At 59.9% G+C, this 17080-nt stretch carries 18 protein-coding genes; 9 read left to right on the top strand and 9 right to left on the bottom strand.

The genetic code is table 11. The features are described 5' to 3' along the window. The first annotated feature begins 80 nt into the window (after positions 1–80). Genes SynMITS9220_RS09375 through SynMITS9220_RS09365 form a run of 3 tightly spaced genes read left to right on the top strand, consistent with a single transcriptional unit; the run spans position 81 to position 3221 of the window. Entirely contained in the window at positions 81–1253 is a 1173-nt protein-coding gene (locus SynMITS9220_RS09375) for a transaldolase (RefSeq protein WP_186992063.1), read from the top strand. 28 nt (positions 1254–1281) lie between these two features. Then, a complete protein-coding gene (locus SynMITS9220_RS09370; RefSeq protein WP_186988847.1) occupies positions 1282–1671 on the top strand; it encodes a Crp/Fnr family transcriptional regulator in 390 nt (129 codons plus the stop codon). Between the two features lie 50 nt (positions 1672–1721). Further along, entirely contained in the window at positions 1722–3221 is a 1500-nt protein-coding gene (locus SynMITS9220_RS09365; RefSeq protein ID WP_186988845.1) for an FAD-binding domain-containing protein, read from the top strand. On the opposite strand, the gene SynMITS9220_RS09360 is transcribed toward SynMITS9220_RS09365, so the two are convergent. Genes SynMITS9220_RS09360 through pyrH form a run of 3 tightly spaced genes read right to left on the bottom strand, consistent with a single transcriptional unit; the run spans position 3218 to position 5609 of the window. Next, a complete protein-coding gene (locus SynMITS9220_RS09360) occupies positions 3218–4348 on the bottom strand; it encodes an NAD(P)/FAD-dependent oxidoreductase (RefSeq protein WP_186988842.1) in 1131 nt (376 codons plus the stop codon). The two genes, SynMITS9220_RS09365 and SynMITS9220_RS09360, sit on opposite strands and share 4 nt — an antisense overlap. Next, on the bottom strand, positions 4345–4893 hold the full coding sequence (frr, locus tag SynMITS9220_RS09355) for a ribosome recycling factor (protein ID WP_186988840.1): 549 nt from the start codon (positions 4891–4893) through the stop codon (positions 4345–4347). The genes SynMITS9220_RS09360 and frr overlap by 4 nt, the downstream gene beginning before the upstream one ends. 8 nt (positions 4894–4901) lie before the next feature. Next, positions 4902–5609: a UMP kinase gene (pyrH, locus tag SynMITS9220_RS09350; RefSeq protein ID WP_067092901.1), complete on the bottom strand. Its 708-nt coding sequence runs from the start codon at positions 5607–5609 to the stop codon at positions 4902–4904. Positions 5610–5711: 102 nt separating this feature from the next. Here pyrH and SynMITS9220_RS09345 point away from each other — a divergent pair, with 102 nt between their 5' ends. After that, positions 5712–5897: a hypothetical protein gene (locus SynMITS9220_RS09345; RefSeq protein ID WP_067092902.1), complete on the top strand. Its 186-nt coding sequence runs from the start codon at positions 5712–5714 to the stop codon at positions 5895–5897. 3 nt (positions 5898–5900) lie between these two features. On the opposite strand, the gene cobO is transcribed toward SynMITS9220_RS09345, so the two are convergent. The 3 genes from cobO to SynMITS9220_RS09330 all read right to left on the bottom strand — a co-directional run bounded on the left by cobO (position 5901) and on the right by SynMITS9220_RS09330 (position 8574). After that, positions 5901–6566, bottom strand: a complete 666-nt coding sequence (cobO, locus tag SynMITS9220_RS09340; protein ID WP_186988838.1) for a cob(I)yrinic acid a,c-diamide adenosyltransferase — start codon at positions 6564–6566, stop codon at positions 5901–5903. Next, on the bottom strand, positions 6563–7213 hold the full coding sequence (locus SynMITS9220_RS09335) for a class I SAM-dependent methyltransferase (protein WP_186988836.1): 651 nt from the start codon (positions 7211–7213) through the stop codon (positions 6563–6565). Before SynMITS9220_RS09335 ends, cobO begins: the two co-directional genes overlap by 4 nt. Before the next feature lie 170 nt (positions 7214–7383). After that, the gene (locus SynMITS9220_RS09330) at positions 7384–8574 is read right to left on the bottom strand and encodes a site-specific integrase (RefSeq protein WP_186988834.1); all 1191 of its coding nucleotides are present in this window, start codon (positions 8572–8574) and stop codon (positions 7384–7386) included. Positions 8575–8645: 71 nt separating this feature from the next. On the opposite strand from SynMITS9220_RS09330, the gene hemH reads away from it, so the two are divergent. From hemH to SynMITS9220_RS09305, 5 genes are all read left to right on the top strand, one after another. Then, positions 8646–9821 carry a ferrochelatase gene (hemH, locus tag SynMITS9220_RS09325; protein ID WP_067092906.1) on the top strand — a complete coding sequence of 392 codons (1176 nt, stop codon included), beginning with the start codon at positions 8646–8648 and terminating at the stop codon, positions 9819–9821. 60 nt (positions 9822–9881) lie between these two features. Next, positions 9882–11693: a biosynthetic-type acetolactate synthase large subunit gene (gene ilvB, locus SynMITS9220_RS09320; RefSeq protein WP_186988832.1), complete on the top strand. Its 1812-nt coding sequence runs from the start codon at positions 9882–9884 to the stop codon at positions 11691–11693. Positions 11694–11728: 35 nt separating this feature from the next. Continuing rightward, entirely contained in the window at positions 11729–12049 is a 321-nt protein-coding gene (locus tag SynMITS9220_RS09315; protein WP_186988830.1) for a nuclease, read from the top strand. Position 12050: 1 nt separating this feature from the next. Then, a complete protein-coding gene (locus SynMITS9220_RS09310; RefSeq protein WP_186988828.1) occupies positions 12051–12275 on the top strand; it encodes a GIVxVP protein in 225 nt (74 codons plus the stop codon). A 69-nt stretch (positions 12276–12344) separates the two neighbouring features. Then, entirely contained in the window at positions 12345–14012 is a 1668-nt protein-coding gene (locus SynMITS9220_RS09305; protein ID WP_186988825.1) for an NAD(P)/FAD-dependent oxidoreductase, read from the top strand. A 12-nt stretch (positions 14013–14024) separates the two neighbouring features. Here the strand turns inward: SynMITS9220_RS09305 and pgeF are convergent, their stop codons facing one another. Genes pgeF through SynMITS9220_RS09290 form a run of 3 tightly spaced genes read right to left on the bottom strand, consistent with a single transcriptional unit; the run spans position 14025 to position 17061 of the window. After that, positions 14025–14858, bottom strand: coding sequence for a peptidoglycan editing factor PgeF (gene pgeF, locus SynMITS9220_RS09300; RefSeq protein WP_186988823.1), 834 nt, complete (start codon positions 14856–14858; stop codon positions 14025–14027). Further along, the gene (locus SynMITS9220_RS09295) at positions 14855–15769 is read right to left on the bottom strand and encodes a Tab2/Atab2 family RNA-binding protein (protein WP_186988821.1); all 915 of its coding nucleotides are present in this window, start codon (positions 15767–15769) and stop codon (positions 14855–14857) included. Before SynMITS9220_RS09295 ends, pgeF begins: the two co-directional genes overlap by 4 nt. After that, complete coding sequence (locus SynMITS9220_RS09290) at positions 15766–17061, bottom strand: S1 RNA-binding domain-containing protein (RefSeq protein ID WP_186992061.1); 1296 nt, start codon at positions 17059–17061, stop codon at positions 15766–15768. Before SynMITS9220_RS09290 ends, SynMITS9220_RS09295 begins: the two co-directional genes overlap by 4 nt. Positions 17062–17080: the final 19 nt, after the last annotated feature.

The following is a 17080-nucleotide window of genomic DNA, read 5'->3' as shown; positions in this document are numbered from 1 at the left end:
GTGCCTCGTCCCGTTGAGCTTTCGGTGGGATGCCAGCTCTGAAAACGCCGCTACGTTACAAGCAACAAGCCTTTAGAGACATGGCAACTCTTCTTGAGCAGCTCTCTGCGATGACCGTTGTGGTGGCGGATACGGGTGATCTTGAAGCAATTCGCAAATTCACACCACGGGATGCCACCACGAATCCATCCCTGATTCTTGCTGCTGCTCAGATCCCTGCTTATCAAAGTCTGATCGATGAGGCCCTGCGATCCTCCCGTCATCTGATCGGCGATAGTGCACCCGTTGAGACGGTGGTGCGCGAGGCGCTCGATGAGATCAGCGTGATTTTCGGCAAGGAAATCCTCAAGATCGTGCCCCGCCGTGTGTCCACCGAGGTTGATGCTCGGCTCAGTTACGACACTGCCGCCACGATTGAAAAGGGTCGCAAGCTGGTTCGCCTTTACAACGACGCCGGCATCAGTAATGATCGCGTGTTGATCAAGATCGCCTCCACCTGGGAGGGTATCAAAGCTGCTGAAGTGCTTGAGAGGGAAGGCATTCACTGCAATCTCACGCTCCTGTTTGGCTTTGCTCAGGCGGCGGCCTGCGCTGAAGCAGGCGTGACTCTCGTTTCGCCGTTCGTTGGCCGCATCCTCGACTGGTACAAAGCCGAGACAGGAAGGGATTCTTATCCCGGTCCGGAGGACCCCGGTGTCTTGTCTGTCACCAGAATCTTCAACTACTTCAAGGCCTACGGCTACAAGACTGAGGTGATGGGGGCTAGTTTTCGCAACCTTGATGAAATCACCGAGCTTGCCGGTTGCGATCTGCTCACCATTTCACCCAAGTTGCTGGATCAGCTGCGTTCCAGTGAGGCCATTCTCAATCGCAAACTCGATGCGACAAACCCCTCAAACAGTGAGCCTCAGATCCACGTCGACAAGGAGCAGTTCGACAGCCTGATGGCCTCTGATCGGATGGCCACAGACAAACTTGGTGAAGGCATCAAGGGCTTCAGCAAAGCGATTGAAACGCTTGAAAGCATGCTGGCCCATCGACTCGCGGAACTTGAGGGTGGTCAGGCTTTCGGTCATGCCGTGCAGGAGATCTTCATGCTGAATGACATGAACGGTGACGGCTGCATCACGCGTGATGAATGGCTGGGCAGTGATGCTGTGTTTGATGCTCTGGATGCAGATCATGACGGCCGACTTACTCAGGAAGAGGTGCGGTGCGGCTTCGGATCTGCCCTGTCACTGACCAGAGCCTGATCGTCCTGTCGTCTCTGACTGTTTCTCCGTGAATGCTCTCCTCGACACCATGCGTGCCCTTGCTCAGAAGAGTGAGGTGCATGGCGCTCATACTGGCGACGTGATCTTCAAGGCTGACGAGCCTGGTGCGTCGATGTTCGGTGTGCTTGAGGGCAGACTCCGACTGAGCTGGACCAATGAAAACGGCCAGCAGGGATATGAACTGATCGAAGCTGGCAATGTGTTTGGTGCCGGTGCGTTGGTGATGGAAGGCCATCGTCGACTGGGCACGGCAAAGGCTGAAACCGATTGCCGCCTGATCGAGATGAACCGCGAGAAATTTCTGTTTGCCGTTCAGGAGTCGCCCATGTTTGCCGTCGAGCTTCTGGCCTCAGTCGACGCCCGTCTGCGTGATCTGAAGATTGCACCCCAAGCCTGATCTCAATCTGACTAGTTTCTTGAGAGTGTTTTGGAGCTGTTCCGCAATCGATGGCGTTGCAGCTGGTTTGGTTCAAGCGTGACTTGCGGCTCGAGGATCACAGGCCACTGATCCAGGCACTGGCTCTTGGAGACGTGCTGCCTCTTTACATCGTTGAGCCTGATCTTTGGCGCCAGCAGGATGTCTCAGGTCGTCAGTGGGAGTTCTGCAGGGAAGCTCTGCTCGACCTTCAGCAGGCCATGGCTGCTCTTGGCCAGCCGCTGGTCATTCGCTGCGGGGATGCAGTGACAGTGCTTGAGCGTGCCAGGCGTCAGCTCGGAGTGTCGGGCCTCTGGAGTCATGAAGAGACTGGTAATGACTGGACCTACGCCAGAGACAGGCGGGTCGCGGCGTGGGCCAGGGAGCGCAGCATTCCCTGGCGAGAGATTCCGCAGTTCGGTGTGATCCGCCCGTTGCGGACACGTGGTGGATGGGCCCGGCGCTGGGAAGAGCGCATGGCGGAACCGATCACGCCTGCTCCCACCCGTCTCGAGCCACTGCAGGGGGTCTCAACCGGTGAAGTGCCTTCGGCTGCTGACCTGGGACTCGAGCCTGATCCATGCCCTCATCGCCAGCATGGTGGCCGTCATGCCGGTCTGAACGAACTCGAGCATTTCCTGGACCAACGGGTGGGGCAGTACTGCCAATCCATCTCCAGTCCGAACAGGGCCTTCACAGGATGTTCCAGGCTCTCGACTTATCTCACCTGGGGTTGCCTGTCCATGCGTGAGGTTCTTCAGCGCAGTCGTGCAAGCCGGGGACGTGGGGCGCGCAGTTTTGGGTCGAGGCTTCACTGGCACTGTCATTTCATCCAGAAGCTTGAGGATCAACCCTCAATCGAGTGGCAGGACTTTCACCCTTTCATGCGTGATCTCCGAGATCCTGATGCCGAGCGTCTATCGGCCTGGGCGGAAGGCCGAACCGGAGTGCCTTTTGTGGATGCCTGCATGCGGGCTCTGAGGGCCAATGGCTGGATCAACTTCCGGATGCGGGCAATGTTGATGTCGTTTGCGAGCTACAACCTCTGGTTGCCCTGGAGGGACAGCGGCCTGCACCTCGCCCGTCAGTTTGTGGATTACGAACCGGGGATTCACTGGAGTCAATGCCAGATGCAGTCGGGCAGCACCTCCATCAACACGATCCGGATCTACAACCCGATCAAGCAGGGTCGTGATCACGATCAGGACGGCGTGTTCATCCGCCGCTGGTGCCCTGAACTGGCGGACATTCCCACGGTGCATCTTCATGAACCCTGGGCGCTCAACGGCGTTATGCCGATTGTGGATTGTGCCGATTCAGCAAGACAGGCCAAGGAGCGGATCTTCGCGATCAGGCATTCAGCTGGCTTTGACCGCCATGCCGATGCGATTCAGCGGCGGCATGGCTCCAGGCGGGCTGGTTTGCCGGCACCATCCCGACGACGATCACGTCGCCGCGTTAGTGATCCATCGGTGCAGCAGCTGGCCTTCGATAGTGATCCATCGGTGCAGCAGCTGGCCTTCGATCTCTAGCTGCGCTGCAGCAGCAGCCGGCGAATGACCCGCTGAGCGATATCGCCATAGCCCATCTCTCCGGAGAGGATCTGGGCGATCCGTCTGGGAGCTGTCGGCCGTTTGACCCCTAGCTGATAGCCCACACCGGGGAAGCGGTAAAACACCTGGGCAATTCGACGACCCCATGCCATGGAGTCGCCCCAGCGCTGTCGCATCGCCTTGGAGTAGCCCTTTAACGATTGTTCGTCGCCCTTCAGCCAGTGGTCCAGGTGCTTTGCGGCTTCGCAGCCGCTCATTAGAGCTGGTCGCAACCCCTCTGCAAGGAAGGGGTCGCAGAGAGATGCGGCATCGCCAACCGCCACCACCCCGTCGGCATGGAGCGGGCTGTGACCGTTCCAGACCCTCAGATTGGCCTGCTGCCTAAGACCTGCGTCGGCTGCAAAGCCAAGGTCAGGGAGCAGTGCATTCAGGATCGCCTCCGAATCGGTGACATCACGACCGATGAAGGTGCCCACTCCCACATTGATCCCATCTGCCAGCGGAAAAGCCCAGGCAAACCCGTGGTGCACAAGACCGAATTCGAAACGTGCCGTTCCAGGAGCGAGCGTTCCCAGCCCTTCCAGACGAACCGAGAGTGTGCTTGCCATGTGCAGCGAGCTCGGGCCGACGCCGACTTGTTGCGGCCAGGGAGACCCTGAGCCATCAGCGATCACCACGGCTCGGGCCTTCACAGTTGTCCCCTGTTCCGCTGTGAGCGTCCAGCACTCGCCGGTGCGATCGAGCGCCGTCACATGACATGGTCGCTGAACGGTGGCACCAGCGCTCACGGCCTGCTCAAGCAACAAGGAATCCAGATGCTCACGCCTCACAATCCAGAACGGTGCCTCACCGGGAAGTTCGGCGACAACCGGATCCTCCAGACACCAGCTGAAGTCGACCTGACGGATGACATCATCAACCGCAGGGCTGAGGTCGAAAGGGAACCAGTTCTGCACAGAGGAGGCCATACCTCCACCGCAGGGCTTGATCTGGGCCCGGGTCTCCGCTTCGAGAATGGTGACGGAATGCCCTGCGTGAGCAAGGTGAAAAGCAGCTGAAGTGCCGGCAGCTCCGGCACCAATCACGGCAACGTCAGTTGTAATCACACCTTGAGGATGTCGGCCTCCTTATCGGCCAAGTGCTTCTCCAGCTGTGCGATGAACTTCTCGAGAGTTTTCTGGATGGTTTCCTGTTCGTCACGGCTTTGATCCTCGGAAAACTCACCCTCTTTTTCCTGCTTCTTGATTTTGTCGATGGCGTCGCGGCGGATGTTGCGCAGGGCAACCTTTCCTTCCTCGGCATATTTGGAGGCGAGCTTGCAGAACTCCTTGCGCCGCTCCTCGGTGAGTGGTGGCACGTTAATGCGGATGATTTTGCCGTCGTTGTTGGGGGTGAAGCCCAGTTCGCTCATGGCGATCGCCTTCTCAATTCCCGCCAGCGAGCTGATGTCGAAGGGCTGGATCTGGATGGTCTGTGAGTCCGGTGTGGTCAGCGTGGCTAACGATTTCAGTGGCGTGTCGGCGCCGTAGTACTCCACCGAGATGCGATCGAGCAGAGACGAGTTGGCCCGTCCTGTTCGGATGGTGTTGAACATGCGTTGGGTGGATTCCACCGACTTCTGCATGCTCGCTTCGAGGTCTTGCTTCGACATAACGCTTGTCAGTTGTTGATCCGGGAACCGATCGGCTCTCCAGCCACGGCTTTGCCGATGTTGCCAGGTTCAAACAGATTGAAAACAACAATCGGGATGTTGTTGTCTTTGCAAAGAGCGATGGCCGTGCTGTCCATCACGGCGAGTTCACCGCTCAGAACCTGCTGGTAGGTGAGGTGCTCCTGTTTCACGGCATCGGCATGGATGGCGGGATCCTTGTCATAGACACCATCCACCTTGGTGGCCTTGAACACCACATCCGCATTGATCTCGGCTGCCCGCAGAGCTGCCGTGGTGTCGGTGGTGAAGAAGGGATTACCGCAACCAGCGCCGAAGACCACCACACGTCCTTTCTCGAGATGGCGGATGGCTTTACGGCGGATGTAAGGCTCGGCGACTTCCTGCATGCCAATGGCGGTCTGCACTCGGGTTGGTACACCTGCGCGCTCCAGTCCGTCCTGGAGCGTGATCGCATTCATCACGGTGGCCAGCATGCCCACGTAATCCGCTGTGGCTCGATCCATTCCGGCGGCCGACCCTTTCAGGCCTCGGAAGATGTTTCCTCCGCCCACCACAATCGCCAGCTGGGTGCCGCCAGCGATCACCTTGGCAACGTCTTCAGCGATGGACTGCACGATGGCGGGATCGATTCCGTAGCCCTGGTCTCCCATCAGCGCCTCTCCGCTGAGTTTCAGGAGTGCACGCGCGTAGGCCATTCATCCACCTGATCCAGCTGACAGTAGCAACCAGGATCGGACGGTCCCGCCACTGGCGCGTACGCAGCGGAGCCGCTTGGATAGGGAAACGTCAAAGCCCCCATGTCTGACGAGAACGGTGGACGCAGTTCGGTGATGGCACGCCTTACCCTCTCCGCTTTGGATCGCGCTAGTCAGGATCCGTCCTGCTGGCGTGATCCCATTGTTCATCGTGCTCTTCTGGTGAGTGGTCTGTCGGTGCTGACTGCTGCGTCGGGTTTGATCAGACGCGATCTGGATCAGGGCTGAGCTTCAGTACTCGATGCCAGCCTGAGCTTTCACACCCTGCTCTCTGAATGGGTGTTTGCTCAAGGTCATTTCCGTCACGAGGTCGGCTGCATCGATCAGTGATGCCGGTGCTCCGCGTCCAGTGACGGCCACATGGCACAGCTCAGGTCGCTCCCTCAGGCCAGCGATCACGGTGTCTGGTTCGATGTAGCCCAGCTTGATGGCCACATTGAGTTCATCCAGCAGAACCAGCTTGATGCGCTCGTCACGTAGGTGGTCCAGGGCGGTTTGCCAGGCCTCTGTGACCAGTTGCTGATCACGCTGGCGGTCTTGGGTTTCCCAGGTAAATCCCTCCCCCAGTGCATGCCAGCTGATCTGGTCGCCGAACGCTTGTAGCGCCCTGGCTTCGCCTGGCTCCCAACCACCCTTGATGAATTGCACAACCGCCACCCGTTCGCCGTGGCCGAGGGTGCGAAGCACAAGCCCCAGGCCTGCCGTTGTTTTGCCCTTGCCGTGGCCGGTGAACACCAGGATCAGTCCCTTCTCCTTGTTGCGCTCCTCGACGCGCTGGCGTTGCACCTGTTGGCGTCGTTCCATGCGCTTTCGGTAGCCGGCATCGTCCTGCTCTGGTGCAAGCTTTCCTCCCATGCCCAGTTCCGCTGCCGTCTGGTCGAGATTGCTGTTGCTCATGGAGAAGGTGCGTCAATGCTTGGTCGTGCCGCGGTGAGCCGCTGCAGGGCCTGCCCTGCCAGTAACTCCTGCTTCACCGCAGTGAAACCGAGCTTCTGCAGCTGAGACGGCAGGTCGTCCTCCAGCATGGACGTGGCCGTATCGGTTTCAAACAAGGCGCAGAACAGTTGTTGCGGCAGTCGCAGCCATGGTCCTGCGGGGTGCAGATCCACAATCACCAGCCAGCCACCTGGTTTCAACAGGCGCAAGCTCTGGCGCAGCACCAGCTCGCGTTCTCGGCGCGGAAATTCATGCAGCGCAACGCTCAGCTGAATGGCATGAAAGCTTTCATCTTGGAACGGTGGTTCCTCGGCCAATCCCTCCACTCGCTTCAGGCCTGGGTGGCGTCGGGCGGCGAGAGTCAGGGCGAGCGGAGAGAGATCAAGCCCTGTGACACTGAAGCCGGCCGCCAACCAGGGTGCTGCGGCCTCACCGCTGCCGCAGCAGAGATCCAGCACAGGCGCACCGCTCTCAAGCCTCGACTGCAGTGCCTCCAGCCCCAGGCTGCGGAGTTGCTCGACTCCACCCACACTCAGTGATGAGATCGCCGTGACCGTGTCGTAGATCCAGCGGTAGCGATAGGCCAGGGGCCGCAGAAACGAGGTCATCAGGATCAGGAATGGATGAGAGGGGCGTCATCCAGAGCGTTCATCCTGACGTTGAAGTGAGGCGTTCTGCGGCAGCGAAAGCCGATAGTGCGTTGACATCTGGATGCGTTCGCGCAATCCAAACCAAGGTGTTGTCAGCAATTGCATGGCCAGCCTGGGTTAATGATCCCTCATGACGCCTGTTGTCGTGCCAGGGCCGCGTCCACAGCCTGCTGCTGATCGCGCCGGGTGATCCAGTGGTGATAGGTGCGGGTGTGAATGGCCACGGAGTGGCCCATCATTCTCGCGGAAACCGTGTCAGGTAAACCGATGTGGATGGTTCTCACTGCCCAGGCATGGCGCAGGTCATAAGGGGTGAGGGGAAGGTCGTAGCGCCGAAATTGCTCGGTGACCCGGCGTCCCACCTGCTGCAGGGTCGTTGTCCTCAGATCAGTGCTGATCACCGGCAGCGCCTGCGGCTCACGTCCAAGTTTCAGAAGGTCGAACCGCTCGACCCACTCCGGGTTGAAAGGCCAAACCTGATGCTCACCCGTTTTGGTGGTGGGCAAGACCCGGATCACGCGATCTCCCCCGTCGCTCAGTGCGGAGAGGTCGCTGAAGAACACTTCATGGTTGCGAAGGCCATAGGTGGCCATCAGGCCATAGGCCAGTCGCCAGCGTGGATTGGGAATCCGCAGGATGCTCTCGAGAATTTGCTGGTCGCTGGGGAGCTGGCGGAAGCGGGCTCGATGCAGGCCATAGCCGGCCGCCTCTGCTCGCCAGTTCTCGGGCAGTTCCAGTTCCAGGTGCCTGGCCAGGCTGCCCAGGGCTGTGCTGCATTGCTGGCGACTGCGGCTTCCATCGGGGTAGCTGTGCAGGGTCTGAAGCAGCAGCTTGGCGCCGATTCGGCCCATGTCCTTGCCGGCCAGAGTGCGCAGTCGTCGCAGGTAGGGGTTGTAGGCACCTGTCCATGTGGTTCGACTGCCAGCAGGTGAGCGTCGCCGTCGTGGATCAGCAAAAAAGGCTTGCTCGAAGGTCTGGAGTTGCTGATCCAGCAGATGGCTCGTTCCAGCTGCAGCGCCGGATGTGGTCGCCGTTTGCACAGGCGCCTTGATCCACTGCTCCCATCGAAACTGGTTGCGCTTGAGCTGGGCATCGATCACCCGAGCGATCTGCTCGGCTTCGCGCAATCCATCCCTGTCGTTCTCAAGGCCGAGGCTGAGACGTTGCACCGATCGCTGGCCGGGTTTTTCACGCCCAGGTAACAAGCCACGCAGGTTTAACCGGCGACCGCGACATTCGATACGTAAGCCGATGCCGATCGAGGCCAGCGCTGCATTCGAATTTCGCCTGATCTCTTCAAGAGGCTCGCTGGGAGTCATCCTTTCCTTCAGGACATCGTCAAGATGCCGTTAACGCGGGTTACTCTCAACCCCTGCAATCGTTTCCAGACATGGCTCGGGTCGGTGTCGTACTGCTCAATCTGGGTGGCCCTGAGCGGATTCAGGACGTAGGTCCCTTTCTTTTCAATCTCTTTGCGGATCCGGAGATCATCCGGCTGCCGATTCCAGCTCTGCAGAAACCTCTCGCTTGGTTGATCAGCACCCTTCGCAGCGGCAAGTCACAGAGCGCCTACCGCTCCATCGGTGGCGGTTCTCCACTGCGTCGGATCACCGAGCAGCAGGCTCGAGAGTTGCAGAGCCTGCTGCGGCAAAGGGGTATCGAGGCCACCAGCTACGTGGCCATGCGCTACTGGCACCCCTTCACAGAGTCTGCCGTTGCGGATATCAAGGCCGACGGAATGGATCAGGTGGTTGTGCTGCCGCTTTACCCACACTTCTCCATCAGCACCAGTGGTTCAAGTTTCCGGGAGCTCCAGCGCCTGCGTCAGGGGGATGGTGTCTTCGAGAAGCTGCCAATCCGCTGCATCCGCAGCTGGTTTGACCACCCTGGCTACGTCACCGCGATGGCTGAGTTGATCGCTGAGGAAGTGCGCAATAGCGATGACCCCCACAAGGCTCATGTCTTCTTCAGTGCCCATGGCGTACCGAAGAGTTATGTCGAAGAAGCCGGTGATCCTTATCAACAGGAAATCGAGGCCTGCACGGCTCTGATCATGAAGAGGCTCGAGGAGCTTCTGGGTCACGACAACCCTCACACCCTCGCTTATCAAAGCCGTGTGGGTCCGGTCGAGTGGCTGAAGCCTTACACCGAAGAAGCCCTCGAAGAGCTCGGCAAAGCCAAAATCAACGACCTTGTCGTGGTTCCGATCAGCTTTGTCAGCGAGCACATCGAAACGCTGGAGGAAATTGACATCGAGTACCGCGAACTCGCCACCGAGTCCGGTGTGGTGAATTTCCGTCGCGTTCGTGCTCTCGACACCTATCCCCGCTTCATCGAGGGATTGGCTGATCTTGTGGTCACCAGCCTTGAAGGCCCTGAAGTCAGCCTTGATGCGGCAGCTGAACTGCCCACCAAGGTGAAGCTGTATCCCCAGGAGAAATGGGAGTGGGGCTGGAACAACAGTTCCGAAGTCTGGAACGGGCGACTGGCCATGCTGGGCTTCTCCGCGTTTCTGCTCGAGATCATCAGTGGCCAGGGTCCGCTGCATGCGCTCGGACTGCTTTAAACGCCGGCAAACCGACAGGCCGGCCCTTAATCTTGAGGGTCAGTTCCCCGTGACGACACAGTGACGCTGATCTCCGCTCCCACGGCCGACACAGCGTCCAACAGTGATGGAAGTCGCCGGATGAGCGGAGCCCAGGCCTTGATGGATGCTCTGCGCCTGCACGGTGTGGATACGATTTTCGGCTACCCAGGTGGCGCCATTCTTCCGATCTACGACGCCCTGCATGTGGCAGAGAGCGAGGGTTGGTTGCGTCACTTCCTCGTGCGTCATGAACAAGGCGGAACCCATGCGGCTGATGCCTATGCGCGTGCGACCGGCAGAGTCGGTGTGTGCTTCGGAACGTCCGGTCCTGGGGCGACCAACCTGGTCACGGGCATTGCCACCGCCCAGATGGATTCTGTGCCGATGGTGGTGATCACCGGTCAGGTTCCGAGGACGGCGATTGGAACCGATGCCTTCCAGGAAACCGACATCTTCGGCATCACCTTGCCGATCGTGAAACATTCATGGGTTGTGCGAAACCCCGCAGATCTCGGTTCGGTGGTTGCCCAGGCCTTTCACATTGCCGCCTCGGGTCGACCCGGTCCCGTTCTGATTGATATCCCTAAGGATGTTGGCCAGGAGGAGTTTGATTACATCCCGGTTCAGCCAGGATCCGTCGTTCCTGCTGGGTTCGGCTCCACTCCAGCGCCTGATTGCCAGTCGATCGAGGCAGCACTTGACCTGATCGCCGAAGCCCAGCGCCCTCTCCTCTACGTGGGGGGCGGTGCAATTGCCTCATCCGCTCACGACAGCATCGCCGTGCTCGCAGAGCGCTACCAGATTCCCGTCACCACGACGTTGATGGGTAAGGGCGCCTTTGACGAGAACCACCCGCTGGCGCTGGGCATGCTGGGCATGCACGGCACGGCCTACGCCAATTTTGCTGTAACCGATTGCGATTTGCTGATTGCTGTCGGTGCTCGCTTTGATGACCGGGTGACCGGCAAGCTCGATACCTTCGCCCCGCATGCCCGGGTGATTCATTTCGAGATCGATCCGGCTGAGATCGGCAAGAACAGGCGCCCTGATGTCGCCGTTCTCGGTGATGTCGGCACCAGCCTTGCCGCGCTGGTGGATCTGAGTCTGCGCCGTTCCTCCGAACCTCAGACCAGCATCTGGTTGGAGAGGATCCGCGAGTGGAAACAGCGTTACCCCCTCTCGATTCCTCCTCAGGAAGGGCCCATCTACCCCCAGGAAGTGCTGATGGCTGTCCGTGATCTGGCCCCCGGCGCCATCGTCACGACGGATGTGGGACAGCATCAGATGTGGGCTGCTCAGTACCTGCGCAATGGTCCACGTGGCTGGATCAGTAGCGCCGGACTGGGGACGATGGGGTACGGGATGCCTGCAGCTCTTGGTGCCCAGGTCGCGTGTCCTGATCGACAGGTGGTCTGCATAGCTGGAGATGCCAGTGTGCTGATGAACATCCAGGAGCTGGGCACTCTCGCTCAATACAGGCTTCCGGTGAAGGTGGTGATCGTGAACAATCACTGGCAGGGGATGGTTCGTCAGTGGCAGGAGAGTTTCTACGAAGAGCGTTATTCCGCCTCGGACATGCTGGGTGGCATGCCCGACTTCGAAGCTCTGGCTAAGGCATTTGGCGTGGAGGGGATGAAGATCGTTGAGCGCAATGATCTCCACACCCGACTCGCGGAAGCGTTCGCCTCACCGCATCCAACCCTGGTGGATGTGCATGTTCGTCGGGGTGAGAATTGCTACCCGATGGTTCCACCCGGTTGCAGCAATGCCCAGATGGTGGGTCTGCCGGCCCATCCTGAGTTGGCGTTCCAGGACTCAGGTCGTTCTGCCTCTAATCCAGGAGGCCAGTGAGAGTCGGCATTCTCATTGCAGCTGTCTTCAGCCTGATGCTGTTGCTCGTGCTGCCTACCCAGGCTTTTGCCGCCGAGGTTCTGCAGGTGCGCTCGGCAACGCTGCTTCAGATTGGTGACCGCAATCGTAATTACAGCGTGCAACTGGCTTGTGTTCAGGTGGACCCCGAGGATGAGCAGCAAGCGCAGGATTGGATGCGTCGTGCGCTTCCCCGTCGCCGAAGGGTGAATCTGCGGCCGGAGGGCAGTGCAGATGGTGTCCTGCTGGCCAGGGTCACTCCGATCGGAGATGACCTTGATCTGGGATCGGCGCTGGTGAGTGAAGGTCTGGCCCAGGTCACTTGTCCCGGAGCCTGAGATGGCACGCAACCGCATTGCCTCAGGAATTGTCATGGTGCCCTGTGTGCTTCTGGGCGCAGCTTTTTTGAGCACGGCCATTTGGGGTGACGCGGCGTCTGGCAACCGTTCTCTCGCGATCGGCATCGGCAGTCTGCTGCTGTTTGCCGGGCTGCTTTCGCTGGCGATTCAGGGTGGCAGCCCCGAAGCTGAGACCAAGGACGACCCAACAGAGCAGTCCCCTTAGGGGGGCGAACAATCGTTCTGATCTCCGCTCGGTAGTGTTTGTATCAGGGGTCGCGAAAGGAGAGAGCTCGTGCTGCGCCTGAGCGAGCTTCGACTGGAGCTGGACCATACGGAGGATGATCTTGAGCAGGCTGTTCTGCGTTGCCTGCGAGTGCCTCGCGAGCAACTGATCTCCCATCAGTTGGTGAAGCAGAGCATTGATGCCCGTCGTCGGGATCGAATCCGGATCATCTACAGCGTGGATGTTCAGGTACGGGGCGAGAAAGCATTGCTGCGTCGTCGTTCGGCTGACCGGCGCATTCGTCGCAGTCCTGATGAGTCCTACCGATTTGTTGCCCGTGCTCCTTCCAGTGCGGTTGATGCGTCAGGGGCGCGGCCTGTGGTGATTGGGGCAGGACCCTGTGGTTATTTCGCAGCACTGCTGCTCGCGCAGATGGGATTTTGCCCACTGTTGCTGGAGCGCGGACAGGCGGTGAAGCAGAGAAGCCGGGACACGTTCGGATTCTGGCGTCGTCAATCGACGTTCAAGCCCGAATCCAATGTGCAGTTCGGCGAAGGGGGGGCTGGAACCTTTTCCGATGGCAAGCTTTACAGCCAGGTGAGCGATCCCGTCCATTACGGCCGCAAAGTGCTGGAGGAACTGGTGAACTGTGGCGCCAATCGCGACATCCTGACCCGTCACCGACCCCATATCGGCACCTTCAAGCTGGCGACAGTGGTGAGGGGGTTGCGCGCTCAGATTGAGGCTCTTGGCGGTGAGGTCCGCTTCGGTTCCCGCGTGGAACAACTTTTGCTGGAACCGACCCACGCCAGCGACGGCAAGTCGATGCGGATCACTGGTCTGCAACTCGCCGATGGCAGCCGTCTTGACTGCAGTCAGGTGGTTCTAGCTCCTGGACATTCGGCGAGGGACACCTTCGCGATGTTGGATCGGATCGGTGTTGCCATGGAGCGGAAGCCCTTCGCGATTGGTCTTCGGATCGAGCATCCGCAGTCGCTGATCGACAACGCCCGCTGGGGAGATGCCGCTGGCCATCCCTTGCTTGGAGCCGCTGAATACAAGCTGGTGCATCACGCAACCAATGGCCGCTGCGTCTACAGCTTCTGTATGTGCCCCGGTGGGTTTGTGGTGGGTGCGACCTCCGAACCAGGTCGTGTTGTGACCAATGGCATGAGCCAGCATTCCCGCAACGAACGCAACGCCAACAGCGGGCTGGTGATCCCTGTGTCGGATGCAGACCTGGAGGCCCATGAGCGCTGGCCAGGGGATCCACTTGCGGGCCTGGTGTTTCAGCGTGAACTTGAATCTCTCGCTTTCCAGCTCGGCGGTGAGGACTACAGCGCCCCGGTGCAGCGACAGGAGGACTTTGTGGCAGGAAGGCCATCCACGTCTCTCGGATCGATTCGCCCCTCTTATCAACCTGGGGTCCAACCCTCAGACCTTGCCGAGCTTCTGCCGCAACCGATGGTGGTGGCCCTGAGGGAAGCTCTGCCGGCTTTCAGTCAGAAAATCTCCGGTTACGACCACCCCGATGCCGTTCTGACGGGGGTCGAGACCCGTACCTCTTCGCCGTTGCGCATCCCTCGGGATGATCGGCTGGAGTCGCTCAATGTGCTCGGTCTCACGCCTGCCGGTGAGGGTGCCGGTTACGCGGGCGGGATCCTTTCAGCAGCGATCGATGGCATCCGTGCTGCTGAAGCGGTTGCATTGCGTCTGCTGGCGCCGATATCGAACTGATGCCGGCGGAATTCAGATCGCAGCTTGTCCAACGATTCCACTCCACTGAACCGCCTTCACCTGATCACGCCGCCAGGAGTGAAACAGGCTGGGCTCAGCGACTGTGCAGAGCGGACATGTGCTGATCCTGGTGTGGTTAATCCCTTCGGCTTTCAGTTGCTGCAGGGCCGCTTGTCGGATGTCCAATCGGCAGTGACCTTGCTCGGGATCGGGATCAATCACGGCTTGCCTCTGTAGCTCCTCTAGTGATCTGGGTTCGGCTGCCAATGCCTCACCCACCTGAAGGGCCACTGACTGCTCCACTTGATAGCGCTCACCACTGACCGCTGGTCCGAGGGCGACGATCAGCTGCTCTCTGCAGGCGCCTCGTTGCTCAAGCCTGGCGATGGCCTCGGGAAGGATACGGCTGGCCACGCCTCGCCAGCCGGCATGGCATGCGGCAACGTGCCCGCTTTTGGGATCAGCGAGCAGAACCGGAGTGCAGTCGGCTCCACAGACCCAGAGGCTCTGCCCTCCGCGATCGCTCACTAGGCCGTCGGCATCGGGCCATGGTGCTGCTGCCGCAGCGGAGGCCTCAAGCACGACGTTCCCATGGACTTGCTGGGGGCGATGAACGGAGACACCGCAGGACAGGTAGGTCGCTAGCTCGTCGGGACCACGACCCTGCCAGCGGCGGGTGAAGAACCCATGCTCAAAGCCAGCGTTATCCAGTTGATCTGCTGTGAGGTAGTAACCGCCATAACAGCCCACCCATGTCCAGCCCGGCAGGGTGTTGAAGCGGCTGTCGGGCTGAGCGAGAGGATCCTCTCTCTCAGCGCCAGGATTTGCTCCCTGAGCGGAGCTCATGGTTGCGGCTGATCCCTCAGCATCCAGAAGCCTTCGAACCGTTCACTCTCAGGAGCACTCTGCACAGCGATGAATTGAAGGCCATGCAGGTTGAGGCACGACGCTTCGAGCGCTGCGGCGATCTGCTCGGCTTCCTGTTGGCTCAGATCACTGACCAGCCAGGAGTCGTCTTGACCAGCGTCAAGGATCAGCTGGCGGGAGCTCACACGCAACCGCACGGGTTCCAGCCCTCCGAGCCAACCTGCGAGGGCAAGGGCTCTGGTGCGACTGAACAGACGCAGCCCGGGAACTTCAAGATTTGCCTCGAGAGAGGGGGGGACCGGCAGCAGACCGTTAAAGCCAAGAGGCCAATCATTCGCATCCTTCAAGCTGCCGACGGGCAGCCCAGCCCAGGTCCAGGCGTCGCCCCGCACGGCTTCGGGCAAGGGCAAAGGTGGGGTTTCAACAGGGGACGGCGGCAGAGCAAGGGGGCCTGCCATGAAGCCCTCTTCCTGTGGGTACAGCGTCCGCTCTCGTTCATCCAGCCAGTCGAGTAGGGCATAGGTGCGCCTGCTCGATACCACTTCCAGCAGCAGTTCAGCCGCCGCACGCTGCACCATCGTTCTCATGGCACTGCGCCAGGCGCGCAGTCTCTGCGGTGGCTTCCAACCCTGCTCTTCAGCCTCGGCCAAGGCTTCGCGCAGGGCAGCGGCCAACCAGGTGGAATTCACCTCGCTTGCCGGACAGAGCTTCTCGAAGCGGAAGCATTCGTTGCTGTTGATCTCCGGGGTGCTGATGATCAGCAGCTCCCAGCGCTTCTTCCCATCCTTTTCGAGGATGGGCCTTGAATAAAAGTCCAGCTCCCAGTCGGCCTGACGATCGGTCCGGGACTGGGGGCCGGCGTCACCGGCAGACATGGAAGCTGTGATCATCCAGCTGACTGTTCCTGCTGCCTGAGGACGTTACGGGCTCTGTTGGCTCGATCGGCAGCCTCGGCCATGACGGTGTCCTTGTCGACGAGAAGTTCCCCTGGTTGGCCTTCCAGTAGGGCAGTGTTGAGTGCGATCCGGCCTCGACCGGGATCAAGCTCGGTGATCAGAGCCTTCACGGTGTCGCCCTGACCGAAGACCTCGCGCAGTGAGCGCAGACTGCCTCCGGTGATCACGGACTGATGCAGCAGTCCACTGACGCCTCCCAGATCGATGAACAGTCCATAGGGCTTGATCGAGGCCACCTGACCTTCCACCAGCTGCCCCACCTCAAGCTCTGAAAAACGGGCGGCCGTTGCAGCGCGCTTCTCGGACAGGACCAGTTTGCGGGTCTCGGAGTTGACCTCCAGGAAAGCGACGCCAAGAGTCTTGCCAACCAGTGCTTCGTGGTTTTCACCCTCTTGAAGCTGTGATCTGGGAATGAAGCCCCTTAATCCTTCGAGGTCGCAAGTAACACCCCCTCGATTGAAACCGGTGATTTTGACCTGAGCCACCTTGCCGTCCTTGGCGAGCTGCTTGACCTTGTCCCAGCTTTTGCGCAGAGCTAAGGCACGGCAGCTGATGGTGACCATGCCATCGGCGTTCTGTTCACGGGTGACCAGTACCTCAATCTCGAGCCCCTTGGGAAAGCGTTCCTTCAGATTGGTGATGACCCCAAGCCCACATTCGCTTTTGGGCATGAAGCCGGGAGCCTTGCCGCCGATATCGACATAGACACCATCACTTTCCATTGCAATCACGGTGCCAGTGACCACCTCACCGGTTGTGCCTACTGGCTCATTGGCATCGAGCGCTGCGAGGAAGGCATCTTCATCGAAATCAAAATCGTCAACGCTGCGGCTTGCTGCAGTGGATGATTCAGTGGGCGCATTGCTCAGTTTGCGTCCTGCATCAGCAGGGCCAAGGAGATCGGCCATGGTCATTCCAGCCAGATCATCGTCGTCGGCATCGCGCGATGGAGCGGCAGATGTTTGTGGCCCTCTGGGAGGCGCAGGGGGGCTGGGAGCAACCGACTGGCCACCTTCTGCTGCAAGTGCAACCTGCTCGAGCTGTGCGGCACGCATCGCTGCCGCATCTGCGGCGGCACGGGCCTCGTCCGCTTCTTTGCGCAGGCGTTCCTGCTCTTCCCGCTTGCTGATATGCATCACCTGAAGCGGTTTTCGTGGCGGCTGCGCCGAAGCCGCAGCAGCTTTGCCACCATCCAGTCGGGAATTCTGACGTTCTGTTCCTGCCATGGAACCCATAGTCCTTGGC

This window comes from Synechococcus sp. MIT S9220, from assembly GCF_014304815.1.
Classification (GTDB): domain Bacteria; phylum Cyanobacteriota; class Cyanobacteriia; order PCC-6307; family Cyanobiaceae; genus Synechococcus_C.
The sequence above is the reverse complement of the archived record's forward strand: the minus strand, read 5'-3'. Positions and strand labels throughout refer to the sequence as shown.